Source organism: Clostridium sp. CTA-19, assembly GCF_054767855.1.
Genome location: NZ_BAAABH010000002.1, coordinates 34,830 through 57,570, shown reverse-complemented (window position 1 = coordinate 57,570; position 22,741 = coordinate 34,830). Strand labels below are relative to the sequence as shown.

Sequence of the window (22,741 nt, the reverse complement as noted above, 5' to 3'; positions counted from 1 at the left end):
AAATAATGAAAGAAAAAATTTATGTTGATAGATTATTTTATGAATATGAAGAAACTCAAGAGATTAATGATTTTAAAGAAGAAATTATAGTAAATTTAAAGGAACGTGTAAAGGATTTTCAAGATAAAGGATTTTCAGAAGATGAGTCTTTTGAAAAAGCCACACTAGAGCTAGGTGATATTACTGAAATAGCCGATCAATTAGGAAAGCAAAAAAGGAATGAAGCTATAAGTCAAATGTATATTGGCTCAAAAGTTCCACTTACTAAAAAACATGCTGCAGGATATTCTATTTGTTTGGGAATACTTTTACTAGGTTTTATAATAGCATTTATTAATTATACTACTACTACTGAACTATTTATTAGCCTTGGAACCCTTTCTATATTTGTTTCAATTCCTTGCGGAATGCTTACATTTCTTGGGTTAACACAAGAGACTACTCGAAATATGCCTATGTCATATAAAAGAGCTTTATTTTATGGTGTTACTACTAGTATTATAATCTTTGGCCTTATAATTTCAGCAATGTTTTTTATAATGAAATTAAAGTTAACTACAGTGCTAAGTGTTTTAATAACATTTATTATTCCAGCACTTATTGTTCTTACATTTTTAATATTAACTGAAAAAAAACGTAGTAAGCCCTGGGTTGAAAAAGAAGCTCAATATTATTCACAATATTATAGTAGTGAGAATATAAATCCTACAAGAGCTGCAAAATTTGGTATATTAAGTGCTGCACTATGGACTTTTGCTATTGCATTATTTATCGTACTTGGTATATTAATAAGTTTTAAATACTCTTGGATGATACTTTTATTTTTAATACCAATTCAATTATTATTAGTATCTTGGATGTTCGAAATAAAAAAATAATATACTTGGGGCTGTTACAAAGATAGCTGGAAGTTAGAGGAGTGATATAATAAATTACAGGGGATTTATTATATGAGTAGTTCAATTAAAGAAATTATTATTAAATTTATTTTTGTTTTTTTATTTCTTTGTATTATCGGTTATTTTATAAAATGGTTAGAAATTAATTTTACTAAAGCATTAGCAATATCTTGTGGTATTGGCTTAGTTGATTTTGTAACATACACTATAAAAAATTCTAGAAATAAAACAAATTTATGAAATAACAGGTATGATAATATTTAACTTATCATACCTGTTTACTAAATTTTTTTTAATTTTGAACTTTATTTCATTTCTTTTTTAGTAACATGCTAACATGATTCTATAGATAAAATTGATTACTAACACATTTTCACAATCCACTTGCTATAATCACATATAAAAACAGCACTATTTATTTTTAGGATGAGGTGCATTTTTAAAATTATACAAATAACCGTTTGCAATTTTTTTAATATCAATTTTATACATTTCTGAATACTTATCATGAACACCAAAAACTTTCATACCTGCCCTTTTAGAACTTATAATAGCAGGTAATACATCTTCAAAAACTATACAATCCCTTGGATTCACTTTCATACGCTTTGCACATAGAAGAAAGATATCTGGATATTCTTTGCCGCGTTCAACTTCATCCGTTGAGCAAATAGCATCAAATAAGTCATATATGCCATTATTTTTTAATGCAGGTTCAAAAAGTGCTGTTGGTAATCCTGTCGCAACTGATAGTTTAATTCCAATTTCTTTTAAGTATATAATATATTCCTTTGCATAAGGCTTTAATTTAACATTATTGCTGTATTCATGTATAGCCATATCATTCCATTCATTAATAATATCATCAGCCTTCTCATTTAAATTAAATAAGTTTATTGTATAATTTGCAGCTTCTAAAAAACTACGAGAACAAATTTCATTTATATATCCATCTGGAACATTCAGATTTCGCTTCGCTAAAAAATCTATATCTATCTTTTCCCACACGTCCATAGAGTTTAATACTGTTCCATCTAAATCAAAAATAGCTGCTTTAAAATCCATTTTTAGACTCCTTTCATAACTAAACACCATCATCTATTTTTTTAAATTAAAACTAATATAACTTAACTATAAATTTTATTAAGCTATTTAAGTTGCTTAGTTTTTATTATTTTCAGACCATTTTTGTATAAATCATAAAAATGATGTGTAGGACCATTTCCTTTTCCAATATCTAAGGAATGCTCTATTGCTGTAGTAACATATTTTTTTGCTTCACTTACTGATTCTTGAATATTCAATCCAAGTGCAAGGTTAGCAGCAATAGCCGAAGAAAAAGTGCAACCTGTACCATGTGTATTTTTTGTATTTATACGAGGATTATCAAAATGATAAAACTTATTTCCATCATATAATATGTCTAGTGCATTACCACTGCCATAACCACCTTTTATGATTACGTTTTTGCAGCCCATTTTATATATTTTTTTTGCTGATATCTCCATATCTTTAACAGTACTAATCTTCATATTAGATATTTTTTCTGCTTCTGGTATGTTTGGAGTAAGTACATCAGCAAATGGAATAATTATTTTTATTAATTCATCTACTATATTAGTATCCATTAGTTGACAACCATTTTTTGCATACATTACAGGGTCAATAACAACATTTTGTGGCTTATACTGTAAAAGTTTTTTAGCAACAGCTTTCATACAAGGTGGAGTTGATAACATGCCAACTTTTACAGAACTTACTTGAATATCTTCAAACACAGCATCTATCTGTTTTTCAATTACTTCTGGTGTAATATCTTGTATATCTATTACACGACTTGTGTTTTCAGCTACAACAGATACAATAACACTCATTCCAAATACTCCATGAGCTGAAAATGTTTTCAAATCTGCCTGTACTCCAGCACCTCCACTGCAATCAGATCCTGCAATACTAAGTACATTTTTCATAAAATTTCCTCCCTTTATTTTTGTTAGTTTTTTATTATAAAAATAAAAAACTAACAAGGCTGATAAAATAACTATTAATATAGAGAGTACCACCTTTTAAATTATTTTAAATTCAAAAAAGAGCGCTCTCACACTGAGAAGCACTCTATCAAATTCAATAGACTTAAACAAGCTGCTTCCCTACGCCAGTGTTAACTGTCAGGTTCAAAGGGTCAGGTTTTACCTTCTCAACTACAAGTAGTCCCCCCGCAAAAATAACTATTTAATTCATCAAATAAATTTTACCATATTATGAGTTTAAAGTATAGTTAAACAAAATTAAAGTATTCTATCAAATAAATTTAAACTTCACTTAACAACTTTTTTTTCTTTTCAGTAAATTCTTCGTCTGTTAAAATTCCTTCTTCTTTTAATCTAGACAATTCTCTAAGTTTTTCATATACTGTGGTGCAATTATCTATTAACTGAGAATTATTTTTATCATTAACAAATTGTATTTCTTTTTCAGGAATTAAATCTTTTAGTGTATCATAGGCTGATATATGAAAAAACAACTGCTCATATTTATTATTATTAATAAATTCCAGTGTAATATCCTCTTTTTTAGATTGAGAATCCTTTGATGTTATTATTTTATTATGAATTCCTCTATCCTGTTTTAAAAAATGTAAAATATCATCTCTATGAATTTCTAATAATTTTATTATTATAGAATGATATTTATTAGCAAAACATAATTTATCATCTTTAATCCATACATATAATTCAGTGTTATTAATCATTTTTATCAAGGAAAATCTGTTACAAATAACTATCTTTGCTGTTTCAGGTACACCGTTTTTTATTATTTGCTCATTTAATACTTTTTCTAAATTATATTTTTCTAGTTTGATGTTATACTCTTTTAGTCTATTTTCAAATTTAGTTTTATATATAGTCTTATTTAATGTAAAGTTTATTAATAAGCAAATTGTAGGAATTATAATTGGAGGAATTATGATTAAGATTATAACTATAATTTTCCATGATCCATCGCTTAGCCCTAAATCATAACAAAAGAAGTTATAAAATTTCTCTTGTATGGAATCCACGAACAAAATTAGTAAGGAGAATATACCCCCAATAATAAACCCCAGACAGCCAGGTGCAACGCCCATATAATCCGGTGGAGTTGGTTCAGTATCTAATTTACTCATTTTAAATCCCCCTATTTTTATTAAATATGTATTAAATTATATATATGAATAAAACGACGATAAAATTACAATGTTATATTTACTTTTTCAATATTACTTCATGATTAAATCCTATATAACAATAAATACACTAAAAAATACCATGAATTTTCATGGTATTTGGATAACGTAAGCTTATTATTGTATATATTTAAAAATAATTGATTCCACTGCATCTATTTTAGGCGCAAATTTCATTGTGGCTATATTAGTTAGCATAATTACTTGTATATCATCATCTGGGAAAATATCATTCTCTGAAAAAAATCCCGGTATACCTCCACCATGATATACTTTTTTCCTAACTTTCCCCCCAAGTTCTATTTCATCTATAAATAGTCCATACCCATAGTATCCTTCTTTTCCAGCATCAGCATACTTACTAGACATTTTATTTAACGAGTCTTTACTAATAACTTTGCCTTCTAATAGTCCGTTGTTCCAAAGATATAAATCTTCTACAGTAGAATATAATGAGCCTGAAGCATATGGTATAGTCATATCTATAAAATCACAATTTAAAAGAGTTTTTTCATCTTCTTTTAGAGCATAACCACTTGCTCTGTTTTTAATGACTTCAATATGATCATCATAACCAGAATCATTCATTAAAAGTTTGTCAAAAATATTTTCTTGTAAATATTCTTTATAACTTTTTTTAGAAATCTTTTCTATTATGTATCCTAATAGAATAAACCCTGAGTTTGAGTATAGATGTTTAGTTCCTGGCTCAAAATCATAAGGACAGTCTTTGAATTCTTCAATAAGACTCTCAGCATTATGAGGATTTTTCATAATGCTTTCTACAAACCCTTTAATACTAGTATGATTAAATATCCCTGATGTATGAGTTAATAAATGGTGAATAGTTACTTTATTTCCTTTAGGATAGTTGGGAACATACCTATCTAAAGTATCATTTATATCTAATAATCCTTTATCATATAATTGTAGTATTGCTGCAGCTGTAAATTGTTTTGTTACTGATCCAATACGAAATTTTGTTCTAGTCGTATTAGGTACATCTAACTCATAATTTGCCATACCAAATGCTTTACTAATTATTTTTTCTCCTTTAATTGAAACTAATATCTCTCCACTAAACTTATCATCTTCTGATAGATTGTTAAAATAATTATCAATATCTGTCTTGATTTTATTTAAATTTTCTTTATTCATCATAAATTCCCCATCCTCTATATTTTAATTTTACAATTGAAATCCTATATTATAATTATAACATTAATTTCATCTTCGCCTAAAATATTCAAGACTATTTATTTTACTATAATTTTTTTATTTTCTTTATTTTTTCCTAACAACATACAAGCTAACAATTGATTCTTTAATATACTTATATAATAGAAACTTAAAAATTTATAAATCTAATATTAGATAAAAATTATGAAAGTGGTGCTAAAATGCTATACAATGATTGAAAATATTTACATTTTAGAATGAAACTTTAATCAAAAAAACCTCTATGTGATATATTTACATTATCATTACCATTTATTTTCACATCGAGAACCCCATTGGCATTTTTCCCAACTATTCTAACAAAGTACTTTTTATTTTTTATAGCATCAAATTCTATAGTGGATTTCTTATCTAACTCATTATTTTTAGCTATTATATTGTAATCAGAATCTAAAATTACAGTATAACATTTGCCCTTATAAATTTTACTACTATCATCTATAGTTATTCTCTCATCTTCTTTAGAAGTCACTTCTATAAAGTCCCAGATACCTGTAAAGTCCTTAAAATCAAAGTTTATTCCATTTGATGTATTATTTAAATCTTCAAGCAACCTAACTTTTCGTTCACCTGCATTCTTGCATAATAAGTACCTATCTGAACCAACATAGAAATTAGTATTTTTATAAATTATGGTTCCTACTAATGGAATTATTATTAAAATTAATACATAAATAGTGGTTAATTTATTTTTCTTTATATTTTTCATAATTATCAAACTCCCCTTTTTACAATACTTATTTGTATAATATATGAAAGTTTAAAGCCCTAAAGACTTATTTTATTTTAATAAATCTTTAGAGCTATTTTTTGCAAAATATTATAGAATTTAATTTTAAAACATTTACATGTTTGTCGTTATATTATTATTTTCTTTATATTCTTTAGTAAATATAAATGGTACAAAAACAATAGCATTAATTGCTATTCCCAATAATAGTGTTTTCAATGTAAAGTTGGATTCATAACTTCCACCAGAAAGAGCAACTGCTACAGCATTATTTGTTAAATGAATTAATATTGGAGTCCATAAATTTTCAGTTTTCATATATGCATACCCTAAGAATATGCCTAGAAGTATACAATAGGCTATATGAAATATAACACAATGTATCGGTGTTTTGGGGCTATATAATGTAAAACAAAGTGGTAAATGCCATATTCCCCAAATTGGCCCTAATATTAAAACTCCTAGTTTTTTTCCAAAAATACTTTGTAATCTTGGTTGAAGATATCCTCTCCATCCAAATTCTTCTCCAAAAAACATAATGAAAGAAAAAACTACACTAAAAAATAAGCTTAAAGGTAGAAAAACTAAGGTGAAAATTAAAGTTGAAACTTTAAAAGAATCATCCGGCTGCACTATTAAACTTACACCTGCCCTTATTATAAACAGACCAACAAATATCAATAAAACTATAACAACCTTTTTAAAATTTTTACCAATTTCTAAATTTAAACCTTCAAAATCTTTATTTTTGTTAGAAAATATAACAATAGAAGAAGCAACACTAGCTATGGCAATAATACCTTGGATAGTAAAACTTAAAACTTTAGGATTATTACTAAAGAAAAAAGTACATATAAATAAAGCACAAATAGAAATTATAGTAGTTGCTATAAAAATATTAAAAAATATATTTACCGGTTTGCTAAGCTTTTCTTTATTAAAATATTTTATAGTAATAATTGTAGCAAAGGCTGGATACAGCATTTGAACTGCACCAAAATACTGAATGCTTTCTGAAGGTATTTTTTCATATAGTACAAAAAGTATGATTCCAATTAAAGCTGTAATAGCAAAATTGATTGCTAAAGCTATAGAAATCTCTTTTTTTACATTTGATGAATAGTTGTTCATTGAATCACGCTCCCTTATTTTATTGTATCAACTATATAACTATTTTACATAAAATTTCACCTTTTTACAATAAATTCAATTGATTTTTTAAATTGTTTATTTAATTTTTTCCTAAATCTTAATTTCTAATTAAATATATTTCTCAACTAATAATAAGGATTTCATGTGTATTTTTAGTGTGATAAAAGTATTTATATCTACACATGTAAATGATTAAATATTTATTTGGGTATTATTATAGGATTCCAATTTTACTTTTAAAATTATCCATTTCAAAACTTGGATACCTAAAATAGTGAGACATGCTCTGAATCACTTGGAATTCAACACTATATTTTGTATAAAAATACTTTAAAGTTATTGAATAAATTTAAATTTGAGCTTGTTTCCCTATATCTTTCTTATATTCTTTAGTAAATATGAACGGTACAAAAATAATAACATTAATTGCTATTCCTACTAATAATGTTTCTAATTCAAAAGTTGCTTCGTAATTTCCACTACTAAAAATTCCTGCAAAATTATTATTTATTAAATGAATTAATATTGGTGCCCATAAATTTTCAGTTTTCATATATGCATATCCTAAAAATATACTTAAAAGTATACAATGGGCTATATGTGCTATAACGCAATATATTGGTGTTTCTGGACTGTATAATGTAAAACAAAGCGGCAAATGCCATATTCCCCAAATTGCTCCTAATATTAAAACTCCTAATCTTTTTCCAAAAATACTTTGTAATCTTGGCTGAAGATATCCCCTCCATCCAAATTCTTCTCCAAAAAACATAATAAATTCAAAAAATAAATTAAAAACTAATAAAACTGGTAAAGTAATTAGATGTATAATTAAGGTAGAAAACTTAAAAGTAGTACTATTATCATGTACTAGAGCTATACACGTTGTTATCATAAATAAACTTATAAAAATTAATAAAATTATAACAACTTTTTTAAAATTTTTAGTAAATTTCAAATTAAATCTTTTAAAGGAATTATTTTCATTGGAAAATATAAGCATGATAAAAATGATATTGGATATAGTAACAATACCCTGTATAATACAGCTTAAAATTTTAGGATTATCATTAAAGAAAAAAGTACATACTAGTAATGAAATGATAGAAACTATAGTAGTTGCAATAAATACATTGAAAAATATATTTAATTCTTTATCAATTTTTCCTTTATTAAAATATTTAATTGTAATGATTGTAGCAAAGGCTGGATACAGCATTTGAACCACTGCAAAATCATAAGTACTCATTGTTGGTATTTTTTTATACGCTACCACTAATATAATCCCCATTAAAGCTGTAATACCAAAATTAATTATTAAAGCCATAGAAACTTCTTTTTTTGCATTTGATAAGTAATTGTTCATTTAATTATGCCCCCTTATTTTTGTAAATTATATAATTATTTTACATAATGTTTTATAAAATTACAATTTATTCAATTAACGTTTTAAACTATATTTTAAATAAATAGAATTTATGCTATCTATTTAATGAAGTTTATATTATCTAAAGTAGAAAAGTGACTATATTTAGAATAAGTTTTTTCATTCTAATATAGCCACTTGTTATTACCTTTATATTTCAAATTTTTCTATTATTTCATGTAACTTTTTAGATATATTTTTAAGTTCCTCTGAATAATTAAGTAGAGTTTTCATTTTTATATTTTGTTCATCAGTAGCTGCTGATACTTCTTCTGTTGCTGCTGCAGACTCTTCTGAAACTGCTGATATAGATTGAATATTTTCAATAAATTCATTTTTAGCCACATTTATTTGTTTTAAATTATCATTTACTTGATTTATCAATGTTTTTAGATTTGATATTTCCATATTTATATTTGTAAACACTTCAAATGTACTTTCCACATTCTCATTTCCTTTATTTATAGTTATATTGGTATTATTAATATCCTTTACGACTTTATCTATATCATTAATATTCAATTTTATTATACTTTCAATTTCAGAAGCTGATTGTGATGATTGTTCTGCAAGCTTTCTTATCTCTTCTGCTACAACTGCAAATCCTTTACCACTTTCCCCTGCTCTTGCTGCTTCTATACTTGCATTTAATGCTAATAAATTAGTTCTACTTGTTATAGATTTTATAGTATCTAATATAATATTTATTTTTTGAGAATTATCTTGTAATATTTTTGAACGTTCCACTGTCAATTCTATATTTTTTGTAATATCATTTTGCATATCTTTAAGTTGTGATATTACTTGTTTACCTTTTTTAACAGAATCCATTGTATTATTAGACTTTGTTATTACTTCTTGAGAATACTCAACAGATGCTTTAACTCTATCACCTAATTCTAAAGATAAATTAACAGTTTTTTCTAATGATGATGATTGTTCTATTGCTCCTTTTGATATTTCCCCCATAGCTTGAGCTATATTACTACTTATATTGTCTGATTCCTGTGATATGCTAGTTAATTCATTAGACTTATCATAAACTTCTTTAGATGTATTAAATGCATTATTTAAAAGTAAAACTATATCTTCTATCATCATATTGGTTCCGTTAGCAATCTCCAAAAACTCTTTATTGTCAATTTTAGATGTATCAATTTTTTCTTTAAAATTCCCATTTTTACAATTATATAAAACATCTACTATTATTTTAGATGCTTTAGTTATCTTTCTAGAGAAGATAACCGTTAATATTATAGCTATTATAAATATTAACATTGTTATTATAATAGTGAATTTAATATTTGAAAGAGTTAGTTTATATATATCATCATTTGATATAAACCCATATAATGAATAATTTGTGTTTTTGTTTTCTAATTTTTTTACAGTATAATTTTCTCCATTTAAATTCATTGTAGATTCATCTTTTATAGACTTTAAATTCTCACCATAACTCTCTTGAGATAAGTTTTTCATCAAAAATTCTTCTTTGCTGCTAGCTATTATATTATCGTCATTATATGCAACAATTAAAAATCCATTATTACCAATCTTACAATTAGAAACTATTTGTGATAACTTAGAAAGCTGTATATCTATAGCTAAAGCACCTTGTATTTCTCCTTTTTCATTAGTAATTTTTTTTGATATAGTTATTATATTTGTTGATGTGAACGCATCTAAATAAGGTGGAGTAATAGCTATGCTTTCTGAATTTTGTGCATCTATATACCATTGCCTTGTTCTTGGATCATAATTTGATAGCTCCTTTTTAGGATATAATAATGTTTCTCCTTTAATTGACCCCATATATACAGAAGACACATTTTCATTATTATCTTTTATACTTTTAAATACCTTTAACGTTTTTTCCTTAAAGCTATCTTCTTTAAAGCTATCTATTATATATGGATCCTGTGATAAAATTTCTATAAATTCTGTATTTTTTAAAACTAATGTTTCAATCTCTTTTTCAACTGATAGTATATTTTTATAAGTTTCATTTATAAAAACAGTTTTTGATGCAGAATATTGAGCTTTATTTAACCCTAATCCAAGTAGACAAATAGGAATAATACTTGTTAAAATAACCATTACAATTAATTCTGTTTTTAATGTACGTATTTTCTTTTTTCTCACAATTCTCCCCTCCCAAATATTAAAATATTTTTTATGTTATCTATATTTATCGTTGTTTTAAAATTTTATTTTATATTATCTAATATTATATTTACATTGTTTACAATTTATTATATAAAAATAGACTACCTAACATTAGGTAGTCTAAAAAAACATATACTTTTATTGATCAACAACTATAGTGTCAAATATTTTATCATGCCATGCTTGATTATCTCTATCAATAAATATCCATATATAGCCTAAACCAAAAAACAATCCTGATACCTGTTTTCCAATTAATTCTCTTAAAACCATCTTCAAAAATCCCACTGGTTGATGAGTTCTTTTATCTAAAACTTTCATCTTCAAAATTGCTTTCCCCATTGAAGTACTTTTACTCCAAAAGTAAAATTGTATTATTATTGTAGATAATATTAATACCCCTATATAAACTGCATATAATCCACTAAAAAAGCTATTTATATTTTCAGTATCTGCTATAAATATACTAGGCAATCCTATAAAAAGGCTTATTATAAGTGCTAATATAAAACTGACTAAAATATCAAGAATATAAGCCAAAAATCTTCTTCCTGGTGATGAAATCATATTTAACACCCTTTCTTTTTTACTTTTAAATAGTATTCCACTAAAAAAGGTGTTTTAATAAGGAAATATTATGAAAACAATTTAATAATCTACATCTATTACACTTACTTATTTTTACAAAAATCTCTTCATTTCTATAAATTCTGTTTCTTCTCCATTTACATTCCATATAAATTCTTCTAAAATTTCAAATCCTAAATTACTATATAGTTTTATTGCTCTTTTATTAAATTTAGCAACTAATAAATATATTTCATTGAATTTGTAGTTCTCCTTAGCAAATTTGAGTATAAATTTTAATACTTCATCACCCATTCCTTTTCCAGTTAAGTCTGGTCTCATTTGTACCCCAAAATTAAATTTTACGTTATCATCATCAAAATAGAAACAACAATTTCCTATTAATTTATTTTCTTCATTATACATAACAAATGTATCTTTTTCATTATGTATATTTAATGCCCATTGCTGTTTTTCTTTTGTTTTATCATTGTCATAAAATGAATAAATACCTTCATATCTCCATGTAGCTATGTCTTTTCCATCATACTTATTTGGTTTTCTAAATTCAATATTCATAAAAAAGCCTCCCTAAAATAAAAACTTTATACATATTTTAGCATTTAGCTTTGACTATTTAAATCTTAAAAACAGTTATTAACTAAAGTTGAGACTACCTATAGAGCTGCAAATTCAGACTTAAATTTATTCATTAAATTTTTGTTATCAGTTAAGAAAAAATAAGTACAACTACAATTAATTAAGAGCTAAAAGGTAACAGTTTAATATTTTAAGATTAAACTTTAATCCATTTTTTAACCTAATAATATAATTTGTTTTGCAAATTTATATAAAATAGATTAGTTGTATACCTAAATTGTTTTAGATTATTGCATTATTAAATTTCACAAAAAAAGAAGAAGTAAGATACTTCTTCTTACAATCTAACTTAAAAAGCTTTTACTTATTTTCTTTTAATTTATTCATAAGTTTTTCTGGATTTACAATCTTTTTTAATTCATACTGATTTTCATCGTTTTGTATTTTTATACTATCTCCAGTTTCTAATGCTGTTTTCCAAAATAAATCTGGTGTCATATCTGGGTTAACTTGACATGCCAAAGCATATAATCCTGAAATATATGGTGCACACCAGTTCCATCCACCACAAGGATAAAAAACATAGTCATCTTTACCAGTCTCACTTGCTACTGTTCTTGAATCCATTGGCACCAATAATATTTCATTATATTTTAACTTTTCAGCCTTATTATTGTAAAGTTCTCCTTTTTCTTCATAGAATGCTTTTCTGCACTGTTCATTTATATTATAGGATGAAGTTTCATTTGGATTCTGTAAAATTTCTCTTCCTAGTCCATCATATCCAAAACCATAGGTCTTGTTTAAATATGGTGTTACTACAAATATATTTGCTTCTTTTGCTCTGTCAACAGCTTCCATAAACTCCTTATATCCTTTTTGATTTTCACTTATTCCTACTGAAGCTGATATAACCCTAATTTTCTTATCTGAATCTAAACTTTTATTAATTTCTATTATATAATCAATAGATTCAGCTAGCCAAATAAAATTGTATTGAACTCCATCAGATTGTGAACTTATATCTTCCCAATCAGTTGCCACATAGTATAAATTTGCTTTTGGTGCCACCCCTATATTTTTTCCTACAGCTATAGAAGCTACTGCTGCTCCATCCATATTAAGATTCATTTCAAGATTATGAATTTCTTTGTAATCTTGAAGATTATTTTTATACTCATTATGATCTTTTAAAAGTTTCTTATCAATTATAGCTATTCCTATATTTTCTCCATTAATTCCTTTTTTGTGAATACTTTTTAATCCTAATCCTGGATTTTTTCCATATTCTAATACTTTTTTAGGATTATATTCATTTGGAAGCTTTTTAGTCCACTTTGTAGAAGTGTTAAAGACTGCATGTTCTAAATTATTTAACTCATTAGTTAAATCCAATTCAGATAAATCTTTATCTCTCACATCTACTTGATATGGTGAATTTATATTTTGTTCATACTTTGGCAGTGAAGAGAGCTTAGGTATAGAATTTGAAGATTTACTGCATCCATAAGTAAACATTAACATAAATGCTATTATAACAGTTAGAAATTTTTTCATCTTTTCTCACACCCTAACATCTTATTAAAATTAGCCATATAAATATGCCTTAAATATATTATATTAAATCATTGTTAAATAAATTGTTGAAAAACCATTTTCAACACTAAATAATATTTAAACCTTTTGTAACGTTTTAAATATTATTTTTATAAGACTTAATAAAAATATAAACTTTAAATTTTATCTAACTTTAAAACCAGCCCCAGATAGCTCCTTAATATTAAGGAGCTATCTTATGGACTGGCCTTTATATAACCTTTTATAATAATTTTAAGTTAAAATTTATTCTTTTCTTTATGAACTATTCTTCTTATGCTTTTATCCGAAAGAAAGTATATGTCCACTAATTGATTAATAGTAGCACCTTTTAAATACATATTGTAGATTTCAGAATCTCTAGTTTGTAAAAATTTTCTCGTACCATTTTTTTCACCCCAGGATTTTTCATTTTCAAACTTTCTTGGGATATAAATACAATCTCCATCTATATATTCTTGAATTAGTTTTATTATTTCACTTGGTAATACATCTCCTGCTTTAATATAAGCCATAACTTTTCTCCTTTTTATAAATAATATAAAAGTTAGGGAAAAGGTTACTATAGTGAAATAAAACTTTTAAAATATTTTTTAAAAGTTAACTTATTTTATCATAGCAACCTCTGCTATGATAAGAAAAATAACTTTAAAGCAGTATATTTCATAAATCTATCCTCCTATTAAAATACAATTTAGTTATATTTATGATACCACATAGTATTCATTTTGTTCCTTATAATTAATTAAGTTTCATAAATTGTTTCCTTTTCTGATAAAATTTGAACATCCTGTGCATCTCCAGCATATAAACTTTTTCTTAAAGCAATTATTGCTATAAACATTATACTAGCACAGACTAAGACTGCCATATAAGCTGGTATTTTATCATAGAGCATTCCAAAAACCATTGTTCCTAATGGTGATATTGCCATTAATAATGAATTCATTACTGTGGATACTCTTCCCAAATATTCTATAGGAACTTGTTTTTGAATAGAAATAGCTAATGCCATATTAACTGCAGATATCATAGTTATAAACAATATACATAACATAGTTATTATTCCAAACAAAATTAAATTACTTGAGAAGAATTTAACTACTATATTGGTTGCACACATTGATATTAAAAATACCATTAATGAAGAAATAAGTACCCCTTTAAACATTATCTTTCCTAATGTCATTTTTCTGCACATAAACGTACAAACAACTGGTGCTAAAAACATTCCTATAACTAAAAGGGATTGCATCATCCCATATTGGGAGTCAGATACTTTTAAAATTTCTTTACTAATATATAATAACCCCACTGATACAAATGAACCAAAGGCAAAATTTAAAATCATTCCTAACTTTATTACAGCTTTAATAATACTTCTTTCTTTTATAAATTTAAGACCTTCTGAAAAATCTTTTTTAAAGGCTTTAAAGTTAATTTTTTCAGGTTTTTTATTAGTCTTTGGAACATTTATAAACATTTCACTTATCGCTGATAATATAAAGCTTACAGAATTTATTATCAGTACCAATTGTAATCCTTTTATTCCGAACAATATACCTGCAATACATGGAGAAATTAATAAACCAATATTCATTATAGTAGAATTTACACCATTTGCTGCCACAAGTTCTTCTTCTTGAACAATGCTAGGTATGACTGTTGAAATTGCAGGCTGAAATAATAATTCAATAGTTGCAAGTGTTATAGTTAAAAAATATATACTTAGCATTGAAAGTTCTCCATTTATAAAAAATAGAATAGCATATATACCAATAATTATTCCATTTATAAAGTCTAAACATACTATTATTTTCTTTCTATCAAACCAATCAGCAAAAACTCCTGCAACTGGTCCTAGTATAATCTTAGGTATAACTGTTATTGCAACAACTGAAGCAAACTTAGTTGCAGAACCAGTAATAGCTAGAACATATAGGGATAGAGCAAAACTTTGCATTTCGCTTCCAATTAATGAAACAAGCTTACCTAACATAAGCAATAGGAAATCTTTCTTTTTAAATAATTTCACATTCATTTGCAGTAATCCCTCCATTTTAAAGCAATATTAATTATTAAATGTTTTTAAAATTTAATAATTAATATTACGAAATTTTTTTAACTTTTATATTTTTTTCTTTTACTCTAGTAAACATTATTTTTATTGGCTCAGGTTCTTTAACATATGTTGATAACTGTGATTTTTTTGCATTAAATACATCAAAATTATAATCTAGTATAATTTCTTCTTTATCATCAAAATACATAAATTCCACTATATTAGTTTCAAATTTAACCATTTCCCTTATAAAATTTGTATATTTGCCAAAATTACAATTATTTATATAATTTATTATTAATTTGTTCTTATCAACAAATTTTTGTATTGGCCAATTTCCATTATCATACAAATTTTCCAAACTATTTGCATTGATATCTTTAAACTCAATAAATAATTTCAAGATAGAATCATTATAATATTTCATTATAAATTCATATGTTTTAGGCAAATGTTTAAATAACATAACATGATAAATATTTATAAATTTATCTAAATATTTTAAATTTTCTCTTATATCACTGTAAAAGTCAAAATATTGTGGGAAAATCATTGGATTTTCAGTGATAATTTCTCTATAATCTTTTCCTAATTCTTTTACACCTGTTATATCTGAAAAAGCTGATGCTAGCATTAAATTATCTTTTAATTTTTCAAAAAGCTCTGTTCCAGGTAAAATAGAAAGTAGATGTAACTGAACATTTTTCACCTCCAATTTTCTTACTTCATTAATAGCGGATAATGTTTTATCAATATCATCTAAAGTTTCTTCTGGAAAACCATATATGAATGATGTTGTTATGTTAATTTTGTACTTTTTTAATATTTTAATTTTTTCTTCTAGACAGGATAAATTTAAATTTTTATTTATTATTTTTTGCATTCTTGGAGACCCTGTTTCTATACCTAAATAAATAGATTTACATCCAGACTCATACATTTTTTTTATCAGTTCTTCATTTAGGGTATCTAATCGTGCACTACAACTCCAGTTTATTTTTATTTTTTCCAATAAAATTAATTCGCAAAATTCTGATAATTTAGTTTTATTCGCGGTAAATAAGTCATGAACAAAACTAAATTCTTTTATTCCATATTTTAAGTTTATATATTTAATTTCTTCAACTATTCGCTTAGGACTTTTTAATCTAAAAAATCTTTTCCAAAAGGTTTTTGTAGAACAGTAAGTACAACCAAAAGGGCAGCCTCTTCCAACATCTAATGGCATTACTTTTATATCTTCTATTGGAATAAGGGAAAAATCTAAAAAAGGTAATGAATCTAAATCTTTTATTAAATTAGTTTGTTTATTATGGACAATTTCATTATCTTTTCTATATATTACTCCTTCAATATTTTCAAAATTTGAATTGGAAAATAGAGCTTTTACAATAGGCACAATAGTTTTTTCACTTTCACCAACAGCTATTACATCTATATAAGAAAATTTTTTCATAGATTCTACACCTGTTAGCGAAGCATGTGGACCTCCAAAAACTATTTTAATTGATTCCTTTTTTTCTTTTAATTGTTTGGCTATTTCTAAAGAAATATGATAAGAATTACACATAGTATAAAATCCCACTAAATTTGGATTAAAATTTAATATATAATCTACCATTTCTTCTATAGAGTTTTCTTTCTCAACTAATTTGTTTTTATTGTATAAATAATCAAAGTCAATTAGATTAACATTATAACCCTCATTTTTTAATATAGTTGCTAAACTTAATTGTCCTAATGAAAATTGATCTGCCCCACCAGTTCCTTGGATAGAATTTACAAATAAAATATTTTCCATATTTTCACCTACTTATTTAATTAGAAATACAATTATTTAAGTTCAAATTAAAATTTCATTTAGTCTATTTAATACTTTTTCTATATCATTTGATGATAGCCTTTCATTTTCTTTTAAAATAAAACCATGGGATGTAGAAAAATATATCCTCATAATTTCAAATATTAATTTATTATTATTAAAGTTTTTCCATCCCAATCCATTATATATTTGATTACTTACTGTGTTTATTGTATTTATTAATACTTTTTTATTTGTATAATCACCTTCTAAATAATCAAAGCTATAAATAGAATCTAATGGGTTGTTATTATAATCAATTTTTATATTATATAAATCAGAATTATTATATACAACTGTATTTTTAAATAAAGTAAATTGATTAATCCAACAAACTGAATTTTTCATATCATTTAAAATGTTCTTAATAAAATTTGCTGTATCAATTGCATCTTTTATTTCTTCTCCTGGGAACCCCACTATTATTGTAGCATGAACCCTAATTCCAGCACTATAAGTATTTCTTAAAATTTCTTTAATTGAAGTGTTATCCATTTTATTAGGATGTTTATTCATTAATTTTAAGACTTTATGACTAATACTTTCTACACCATATAGTATTTCCTTACATCCTGCATCTCTCATAAGATGCAAAAGTTCCTTTGATAATGAACTTTCTAATCGACACCTACAAACCCAACTAAACTTTATATGTTGTCTTAAGATTTCTTTACTAAAAGAATCTAAGAATTGAGGCGAAACTGCTTCATCAGTAAAATTTATAATTTTATATCCTGAATTTATATAACAAGCAATCCTTGTCATAATTTCATTTAGTTTTACATCACCAATTGAGTTATTATATTTTAAGTTCTGAGCACAAAATGAACATTTTTTCCAATAACAACTACAATTTAGTAATCTAGTTGATAATACAGTATTAGGTGTAAAGACTTCTACATATGGAATCATTCTTGTATTAGTTGTCGGTATATTTTGTTTTAAATCGCTTAATTTTACAAATCCTTTGAATTTATTTCCTATATTCAACTCACATATTAGTGAACTTACTATCTTATCTTTATCTTCTATTCCATCTACAATAGTGTCAAATATGTTAAAAAACTCATCTTCGTCATACAGAAGATCCTTAATATTACTTAGTGCAAAATTTTCATATGAACTTTCTATAATACAAATATGAGCATTACTTTTTCTTTTAATTATTTTTGCTATTAAAATTGAAATTAATAAACTAAATGGTGAATTTACTTTCATTAAAACTAAGTCTGTCTCTTTATCAAAATCATTTAAACAAGACTCTATTAATTTGTATAATGTTGTTTGCTTTTTACAATAGTTTAAAATTGATTTTAAATTATTATAATTTACATCTAGTGCTCTTATACCATTTAAAATATTTAAATAAAAATCTAAATTTAATGAATTGATTTGTTCCGTATATTTAATTAATGGTATGATGTTTTTAGTATATGTTTCTAAACTGTTATAAGTATTATTTTTTTTAAGATTTATTAATGATTTTTTAGCATTATCTAAATAAGAGTATGCATTATCAATATCTAGAGTATTATTATCTTCTAAGATATTAATAAATGTATTACTACATATCAAATTCCAAAATTTCATATTTAAATTGTCAATTTCTATTTTATCATTAATTTCTTCGTATTGTATCCACTCTCCAGGATTTCTAAATGTAATAGGAAGGTTATTGGGTTCAACCATATACAAAATCTTCATTGATTTTTCTCCTAAATTTTAAGTATAACACATGTAAATTTTTACATGTGTTATACTTGTGTTATACTATTTATTAGTCACTCATAGATATACCAAGAACAACTGCATTACTTTCTTCATTCTCTAAGTCAATTCCTGTATCAGTTACTTCTAAACTTTCTTCTATTTTTTCACAATCCTTATTTATTACTTTTTGATTTTTTTCTTTTTCCATTTTTATCTCTCCTATATCACATATAATATAATATTATTAATACTTAAAATCTAACTATAACTTTACTATTTTTTAAAGATGAACATGAACATGAATATCACTTGAAGCATTACTTTCTTCTTCTAAAAAATCATCTTCCCCTACTAAATTTAATTCTTGATTTGTTAAAACATTAGTTAATTCCTCTGACTCAATAATTACCTTACCGTTTTCAATTTTTAAATCTGATGAATTTAATTTTATATTTTTTTCTTTTTCCATTATATTTTCCCCCTCTATTAATTGTATTTTTCACTTAACTTACCATTTTGACTAATCTATATGAACATGAATATGAATATCACTTGCATTACTTTCTTCTAAAAAATCATTTTCCCCTACTAGGTTTAATTCTTGGTCTGTTAAAACATTACTTAATTCCTCTGATTCAATAATTACCTTGCCGTTTTCAATTTTTAAATCTGATGAATTTAATTTTACTTTTTTATCATTATTTTTTTCCATCATAATTCCCCACTTTCCTTAATATATATAATTAGGACTAACAACAAACTTAAACATTATAATATTCTAGTGAAATAACATTGTTTTTACATTTATTACAGTTAGTTTTTTTAGAATACATTTATTCTTTTGGAATGAACAATCTTGAAACACATAAGTTTAAATGTGATTCTAATACCAAATATAATATTAAAGCTAATTTTTAAAGCTAATTTTTAAAGGTGAACATGAACATGAATATCACTTGATGCATTACTTTCTTCTTCTAAAAAATCATCTTCCCCTACTAAATTTAATTCTTGATTTGTTAAAACATTAGTTAATTCCTCTGACTCAATAATTACCTTACCGTTTTCAATTTTTAAATCTGATGAATTCAATTTTATATTTTTTTCTTTTTCCATTATATTTTCCCCACTTTCATTAATATGTTTATTATTTAAAATCAACATCAATTTAAATTTGTGTTGATTTTAGATTACTTTTTTAAAAATTAAATAACTATTTATATAAATTTATGGTTCTATTTTAATCTCACACCCAATCCCATTGTTTTCCTCTTCTAAATTTATATTAACTTCCTCTTCAGTTATACTTAATATGCCTTCTTTATCTTTCTCATTTAATTTTTCATTTTTAAAACACCCATTAGAATCTTTTATTTTGTTTTTAATGTTTTCACTCATAACTACTCACTCTCCTTTAAACTCCTATATGGTGCAAATGTACTTATAAATGTATACGTATCTTTTGCATCTTTATTTTCTGAATTTTCAAACTTTTCAAAAAGGTTTTCCAGTTCTATTTTAAATTCCTCCATTTTCTCTTTGTCTGCTTTAATAAAATGTGCTTTTATTTTATATGGATGATCCCTATTTTCACACAATTTTTCAATTACATCTTTAGTTAAATTTGAGAATTTATTTGCAGCTAGTTTAATTTGTAGTTTGTTTTTATTTTGTCCTTTTATTTTAATATTTTTCAAGAATTCTATATCTGTATTTGTTAATTGATATTTTTTTTCTATTTTTCCATCCAAAACTTTAACACTAGATATTTCTATTAAATTACATTTTAATAATCTATTTAAATAAAGTTGAGTTGAAAATATAGGTATATTTAATTCCTTAGATATTTCTGTAGCTGTTTTAGTGGATGATAATAACGCTATTAAAATTTCTAAATTTTTGCCTTCTAATAAGTCTTCTTTTTCATTTTCATTAATTAGTGTTGTCTCATATATGCAAGAAATTTCTGACATTTAATCACCTTCTTTTAAATAAAATTCAAGGAGTTTATTACTTCATCAACATTAAAACTTCCAATTCCTGCAAATCCTAAATTGTTATCAAGAAAATATTGATCCATTGTTTCTATTAGTGCTGAATTTTTAACTTTTTGGAATTTTCTTATTTCATTTTCTAAGGAAAATAGTTTATCACTACAGTATGTTTTACCAAGAAATTTCAAATGGTATGTTAAGTTATTCATACTTAATATTGTTTTGGTTTCTAATATTTTCTTTGCCATATCTATTTCTTGTTCAGTAAACCCATGTTTTTTTACACTCATAAGTTCTTTCATTATAATTTCTACTATTTCTTTAGCTGAATTTCCATTGCATACTACTGTAAAACCTAATGTACCTTTATCTTTATAATATGATACAAAAGAATTTATCGTATAGGCTAGTCCCCTTTTAATTCTTATCTCTTGTGTTAATCTGGATTCTAAGCCAGGATTCCCTAATATAGTTGAAATCATATCCACATTAACTTTTTTTATAGGATCATATTTAGGAATCCTAATCCCTACTGATATAACAGAATTTTTTCCATTAGATGAATTATAATATATTCCAGGTTCACTATTTACTATTTCCTCGTATTCTCTAGTTTTATTATCTTTCCAAGCATTAAAATGCTTTTCTACCTCCATTAATGTTTTTTCATAATCTATATCTCCTACTACTACTAGAACTGCATTTTCTGGAGTATAAGAATTCTTAATTATCTCTTTAATGCTATCTAATTTAGCATTTTTTACATTATCCATATTACCAACAATTATTCTACCAATATCTAAATTTCCCCATAAAGCTTGACTTGTTCTTTCTATGATTTGATTAAATGAAGAATAAAAAGACACTGCTTCTTGCATTACAACTTTTTTTTCATTCTCTACGTTTTCTTCATTAAATTCTAAATTATTAATTGCTATATGAGATAAAGCTTCTATACATTGTGGTAGCATAGCTGCTAATCCTGTGAAATAAAACGAAGTAGTTTCTTTTGTGGTACTTGCATTGTATTCAACGCCATTAAGTGTTATTTTATCAATTAGCTTTTTATATTCTGAATTGCTAGAAGTCGATGTGTTTACTATAAGATGCTCAATCAAATGTGATAGTCCATTAGTTTCATCAGTTTCATATTTACTGCCTTGTTTTATCCAAATTCCACAAGACATTGTTTTTATCCTAGGTATTTTATGCATTAAAATTCTTAGTCCATTTTCCAAATAAACATTTAAAGTTTCATACATTTTTTCACCTACTTACGAACAACTGAAAATTGATAATTTCAATTTTGAAAGGTAAGTTTATAAAACTTACTTTTATAATTTTGTTTCTTCCTTAGGATCAATACTTAAAGGTTTAGCATTTTTAGCATGAACAATGTTTGCTGACGCCCCATTTATACAAAAACTAAATAAAAATGCACAAACAATAGCTCTACTTATAAATTTTATTCTTTTATTCATTCAAAATTCCCCCTTTATTTCAACAATATTAC

The 22,741-nt window shown here is 25.0% G+C and carries 25 protein-coding genes and 1 riboswitch; of the genes, 2 read left to right on the top strand and 23 right to left on the bottom strand.

Annotated features, from left to right (window positions below; genetic code table 11):
• Positions 1–5: 5 nt before the first annotated feature.
• Both ACYUE0_RS01495 and ACYUE0_RS01490 read left to right on the top strand, forming a co-directional pair.
• A complete protein-coding gene (locus ACYUE0_RS01495; protein WP_460269235.1) occupies positions 6–878 on the top strand; it encodes a permease prefix domain 1-containing protein in 873 nt (290 codons plus the stop codon).
• A gap of 72 nt (positions 879–950) precedes the next feature.
• Complete coding sequence (locus ACYUE0_RS01490; RefSeq protein WP_460269234.1) at positions 951–1,139, top strand: hypothetical protein; 189 nt, start codon at positions 951–953, stop codon at positions 1,137–1,139.
• Between the two features lie 171 nt (positions 1,140–1,310).
• Here the strand turns inward: ACYUE0_RS01490 and ACYUE0_RS01485 are convergent, their stop codons facing one another.
• From ACYUE0_RS01485 to ACYUE0_RS01375, 23 genes are all read right to left on the bottom strand, one after another.
• Positions 1,311–1,964: an HAD family hydrolase gene (locus ACYUE0_RS01485; protein WP_460269233.1), complete on the bottom strand. Its 654-nt coding sequence runs from the start codon at positions 1,962–1,964 to the stop codon at positions 1,311–1,313.
• Positions 1,965–2,047: 83 nt separating this feature from the next.
• The gene (thiD, locus tag ACYUE0_RS01480; RefSeq protein ID WP_460269232.1) at positions 2,048–2,869 is read right to left on the bottom strand and encodes a bifunctional hydroxymethylpyrimidine kinase/phosphomethylpyrimidine kinase; all 822 of its coding nucleotides are present in this window, start codon (positions 2,867–2,869) and stop codon (positions 2,048–2,050) included.
• Between the two features lie 159 nt (positions 2,870–3,028).
• Positions 3,029–3,127: riboswitch (TPP riboswitch) on the bottom strand.
• A gap of 83 nt (positions 3,128–3,210) precedes the next feature.
• On the bottom strand, positions 3,211–4,065 hold the full coding sequence (locus tag ACYUE0_RS01475; protein ID WP_460269231.1) for an SHOCT domain-containing protein: 855 nt from the start codon (positions 4,063–4,065) through the stop codon (positions 3,211–3,213).
• A gap of 177 nt (positions 4,066–4,242) precedes the next feature.
• Positions 4,243–5,283 (bottom strand): serine hydrolase domain-containing protein, encoded by a 1,041-nt coding sequence (locus tag ACYUE0_RS01470; protein WP_460269230.1) that lies wholly within the window; start codon positions 5,281–5,283, stop codon positions 4,243–4,245.
• 286 nt (positions 5,284–5,569) lie between these two features.
• Positions 5,570–6,073, bottom strand: a complete 504-nt coding sequence (locus ACYUE0_RS01465; protein WP_460269229.1) for a hypothetical protein — start codon at positions 6,071–6,073, stop codon at positions 5,570–5,572.
• A 135-nt stretch (positions 6,074–6,208) separates the two neighbouring features.
• Positions 6,209–7,225 carry a CPBP family intramembrane glutamic endopeptidase gene (locus ACYUE0_RS01460; protein ID WP_460269228.1) on the bottom strand — a complete coding sequence of 339 codons (1,017 nt, stop codon included), beginning with the start codon at positions 7,223–7,225 and terminating at the stop codon, positions 6,209–6,211.
• A 370-nt stretch (positions 7,226–7,595) separates the two neighbouring features.
• Positions 7,596–8,612: a CPBP family intramembrane glutamic endopeptidase gene (locus ACYUE0_RS01455; protein WP_061996253.1), complete on the bottom strand. Its 1,017-nt coding sequence runs from the start codon at positions 8,610–8,612 to the stop codon at positions 7,596–7,598.
• A gap of 210 nt (positions 8,613–8,822) precedes the next feature.
• Positions 8,823–10,814: a methyl-accepting chemotaxis protein gene (locus tag ACYUE0_RS01450; RefSeq protein WP_460269227.1), complete on the bottom strand. Its 1,992-nt coding sequence runs from the start codon at positions 10,812–10,814 to the stop codon at positions 8,823–8,825.
• A gap of 162 nt (positions 10,815–10,976) precedes the next feature.
• Positions 10,977–11,405, bottom strand: a complete 429-nt coding sequence (locus ACYUE0_RS01445) for an RDD family protein (RefSeq protein ID WP_010297362.1) — start codon at positions 11,403–11,405, stop codon at positions 10,977–10,979.
• 114 nt (positions 11,406–11,519) lie between these two features.
• The gene (locus ACYUE0_RS01440; protein ID WP_061996255.1) at positions 11,520–11,984 is read right to left on the bottom strand and encodes a GNAT family N-acetyltransferase; all 465 of its coding nucleotides are present in this window, start codon (positions 11,982–11,984) and stop codon (positions 11,520–11,522) included.
• 381 nt (positions 11,985–12,365) lie between these two features.
• Complete coding sequence (locus ACYUE0_RS01435; protein ID WP_199870084.1) at positions 12,366–13,562, bottom strand: S8 family serine peptidase; 1,197 nt, start codon at positions 13,560–13,562, stop codon at positions 12,366–12,368.
• A gap of 278 nt (positions 13,563–13,840) precedes the next feature.
• Positions 13,841–14,116, bottom strand: a complete 276-nt coding sequence (locus ACYUE0_RS01430) for a CD3324 family protein (protein WP_199870085.1) — start codon at positions 14,114–14,116, stop codon at positions 13,841–13,843.
• A 230-nt stretch (positions 14,117–14,346) separates the two neighbouring features.
• A complete protein-coding gene (locus tag ACYUE0_RS01425; protein WP_460269226.1) occupies positions 14,347–15,642 on the bottom strand; it encodes an MFS transporter in 1,296 nt (431 codons plus the stop codon).
• Positions 15,643–15,709: 67 nt separating this feature from the next.
• A complete protein-coding gene (locus ACYUE0_RS01420; RefSeq protein ID WP_460269225.1) occupies positions 15,710–17,464 on the bottom strand; it encodes a B12-binding domain-containing radical SAM protein in 1,755 nt (584 codons plus the stop codon).
• Between the two features lie 42 nt (positions 17,465–17,506).
• Positions 17,507–19,228: a B12-binding domain-containing radical SAM protein gene (locus tag ACYUE0_RS01415; RefSeq protein ID WP_460269224.1), complete on the bottom strand. Its 1,722-nt coding sequence runs from the start codon at positions 19,226–19,228 to the stop codon at positions 17,507–17,509.
• Between the two features lie 73 nt (positions 19,229–19,301).
• On the bottom strand, positions 19,302–19,442 hold the full coding sequence (locus ACYUE0_RS01410; RefSeq protein WP_460269223.1) for a hypothetical protein: 141 nt from the start codon (positions 19,440–19,442) through the stop codon (positions 19,302–19,304).
• A 72-nt stretch (positions 19,443–19,514) separates the two neighbouring features.
• A complete protein-coding gene (locus ACYUE0_RS01405) occupies positions 19,515–19,703 on the bottom strand; it encodes a hypothetical protein (protein ID WP_460269221.1) in 189 nt (62 codons plus the stop codon).
• A 51-nt stretch (positions 19,704–19,754) separates the two neighbouring features.
• Positions 19,755–19,946, bottom strand: coding sequence for a hypothetical protein (locus ACYUE0_RS01400; RefSeq protein ID WP_460269222.1), 192 nt, complete (start codon positions 19,944–19,946; stop codon positions 19,755–19,757).
• A gap of 215 nt (positions 19,947–20,161) precedes the next feature.
• Positions 20,162–20,350 (bottom strand): hypothetical protein, encoded by a 189-nt coding sequence (locus ACYUE0_RS01395; RefSeq protein WP_460269221.1) that lies wholly within the window; start codon positions 20,348–20,350, stop codon positions 20,162–20,164.
• 111 nt (positions 20,351–20,461) lie between these two features.
• Positions 20,462–20,632, bottom strand: a complete 171-nt coding sequence (locus ACYUE0_RS01390; protein ID WP_460269220.1) for a hypothetical protein — start codon at positions 20,630–20,632, stop codon at positions 20,462–20,464.
• 2 nt (positions 20,633–20,634) lie between these two features.
• The gene (locus ACYUE0_RS01385) at positions 20,635–21,207 is read right to left on the bottom strand and encodes a hypothetical protein (protein ID WP_460269219.1); all 573 of its coding nucleotides are present in this window, start codon (positions 21,205–21,207) and stop codon (positions 20,635–20,637) included.
• Positions 21,208–21,221: 14 nt separating this feature from the next.
• On the bottom strand, positions 21,222–22,490 hold the full coding sequence (locus ACYUE0_RS01380) for a M16 family metallopeptidase (RefSeq protein ID WP_460269218.1): 1,269 nt from the start codon (positions 22,488–22,490) through the stop codon (positions 21,222–21,224).
• A 72-nt stretch (positions 22,491–22,562) separates the two neighbouring features.
• The gene (locus tag ACYUE0_RS01375; protein ID WP_157450937.1) at positions 22,563–22,709 is read right to left on the bottom strand and encodes a hypothetical protein; all 147 of its coding nucleotides are present in this window, start codon (positions 22,707–22,709) and stop codon (positions 22,563–22,565) included.
• Positions 22,710–22,741 lie beyond the last annotated feature (32 nt).

What these genes read in the sequence shown, in the direction of transcription:
- ACYUE0_RS01495 (WP_460269235.1), top strand. Translation starts at nt 6, where the DNA reads ATGAAAGAAAAAATTTATGTTGATAGATTATTTTATGAATATGAAGAA.
- ACYUE0_RS01490 (WP_460269234.1), top strand. Translation starts at nt 951, where the DNA reads ATGAGTAGTTCAATTAAAGAAATTATTATTAAATTTATTTTTGTTTTT.
- ACYUE0_RS01485 (WP_460269233.1), bottom strand. Translation starts at nt 1,964, where the DNA reads ATGGATTTTAAAGCAGCTATTTTTGATTTAGATGGAACAGTATTAAAC.
- thiD (WP_460269232.1), bottom strand. Translation starts at nt 2,869, where the DNA reads ATGAAAAATGTACTTAGTATTGCAGGATCTGATTGCAGTGGAGGTGCT.
- ACYUE0_RS01475 (WP_460269231.1), bottom strand. Translation starts at nt 4,065, where the DNA reads ATGAGTAAATTAGATACTGAACCAACTCCACCGGATTATATGGGCGTT.
- ACYUE0_RS01470 (WP_460269230.1), bottom strand. Translation starts at nt 5,283, where the DNA reads ATGAATAAAGAAAATTTAAATAAAATCAAGACAGATATTGATAATTAT.
- ACYUE0_RS01465 (WP_460269229.1), bottom strand. Translation starts at nt 6,073, where the DNA reads ATGAAAAATATAAAGAAAAATAAATTAACCACTATTTATGTATTAATT.
- ACYUE0_RS01460 (WP_460269228.1), bottom strand. Translation starts at nt 7,225, where the DNA reads ATGAACAACTATTCATCAAATGTAAAAAAAGAGATTTCTATAGCTTTA.
- ACYUE0_RS01455 (WP_061996253.1), bottom strand. Translation starts at nt 8,612, where the DNA reads ATGAACAATTACTTATCAAATGCAAAAAAAGAAGTTTCTATGGCTTTA.
- ACYUE0_RS01445 (WP_010297362.1), bottom strand. Translation starts at nt 11,405, where the DNA reads ATGATTTCATCACCAGGAAGAAGATTTTTGGCTTATATTCTTGATATT.
- ACYUE0_RS01440 (WP_061996255.1), bottom strand. Translation starts at nt 11,984, where the DNA reads ATGAATATTGAATTTAGAAAACCAAATAAGTATGATGGAAAAGACATA.
- ACYUE0_RS01435 (WP_199870084.1), bottom strand. Translation starts at nt 13,562, where the DNA reads ATGAAAAAATTTCTAACTGTTATAATAGCATTTATGTTAATGTTTACT.
- ACYUE0_RS01430 (WP_199870085.1), bottom strand. Translation starts at nt 14,116, where the DNA reads ATGGCTTATATTAAAGCAGGAGATGTATTACCAAGTGAAATAATAAAA.
- ACYUE0_RS01425 (WP_460269226.1), bottom strand. Translation starts at nt 15,642, where the DNA reads ATGAATGTGAAATTATTTAAAAAGAAAGATTTCCTATTGCTTATGTTA.
- ACYUE0_RS01420 (WP_460269225.1), bottom strand. Translation starts at nt 17,464, where the DNA reads ATGGAAAATATTTTATTTGTAAATTCTATCCAAGGAACTGGTGGGGCA.
- ACYUE0_RS01415 (WP_460269224.1), bottom strand. Translation starts at nt 19,228, where the DNA reads ATGAAGATTTTGTATATGGTTGAACCCAATAACCTTCCTATTACATTT.
- ACYUE0_RS01410 (WP_460269223.1), bottom strand. Translation starts at nt 19,442, where the DNA reads ATGGAAAAAGAAAAAAATCAAAAAGTAATAAATAAGGATTGTGAAAAA.
- ACYUE0_RS01405 (WP_460269221.1), bottom strand. Translation starts at nt 19,703, where the DNA reads ATGGAAAAAGAAAAAAATATAAAATTAAATTCATCAGATTTAAAAATT.
- ACYUE0_RS01400 (WP_460269222.1), bottom strand. Translation starts at nt 19,946, where the DNA reads ATGGAAAAAAATAATGATAAAAAAGTAAAATTAAATTCATCAGATTTA.
- ACYUE0_RS01395 (WP_460269221.1), bottom strand. Translation starts at nt 20,350, where the DNA reads ATGGAAAAAGAAAAAAATATAAAATTGAATTCATCAGATTTAAAAATT.
- ACYUE0_RS01390 (WP_460269220.1), bottom strand. Translation starts at nt 20,632, where the DNA reads ATGAGTGAAAACATTAAAAACAAAATAAAAGATTCTAATGGGTGTTTT.
- ACYUE0_RS01385 (WP_460269219.1), bottom strand. Translation starts at nt 21,207, where the DNA reads ATGTCAGAAATTTCTTGCATATATGAGACAACACTAATTAATGAAAAT.
- ACYUE0_RS01380 (WP_460269218.1), bottom strand. Translation starts at nt 22,490, where the DNA reads ATGTATGAAACTTTAAATGTTTATTTGGAAAATGGACTAAGAATTTTA.
- ACYUE0_RS01375 (WP_157450937.1), bottom strand. Translation starts at nt 22,709, where the DNA reads ATGAATAAAAGAATAAAATTTATAAGTAGAGCTATTGTTTGTGCATTT.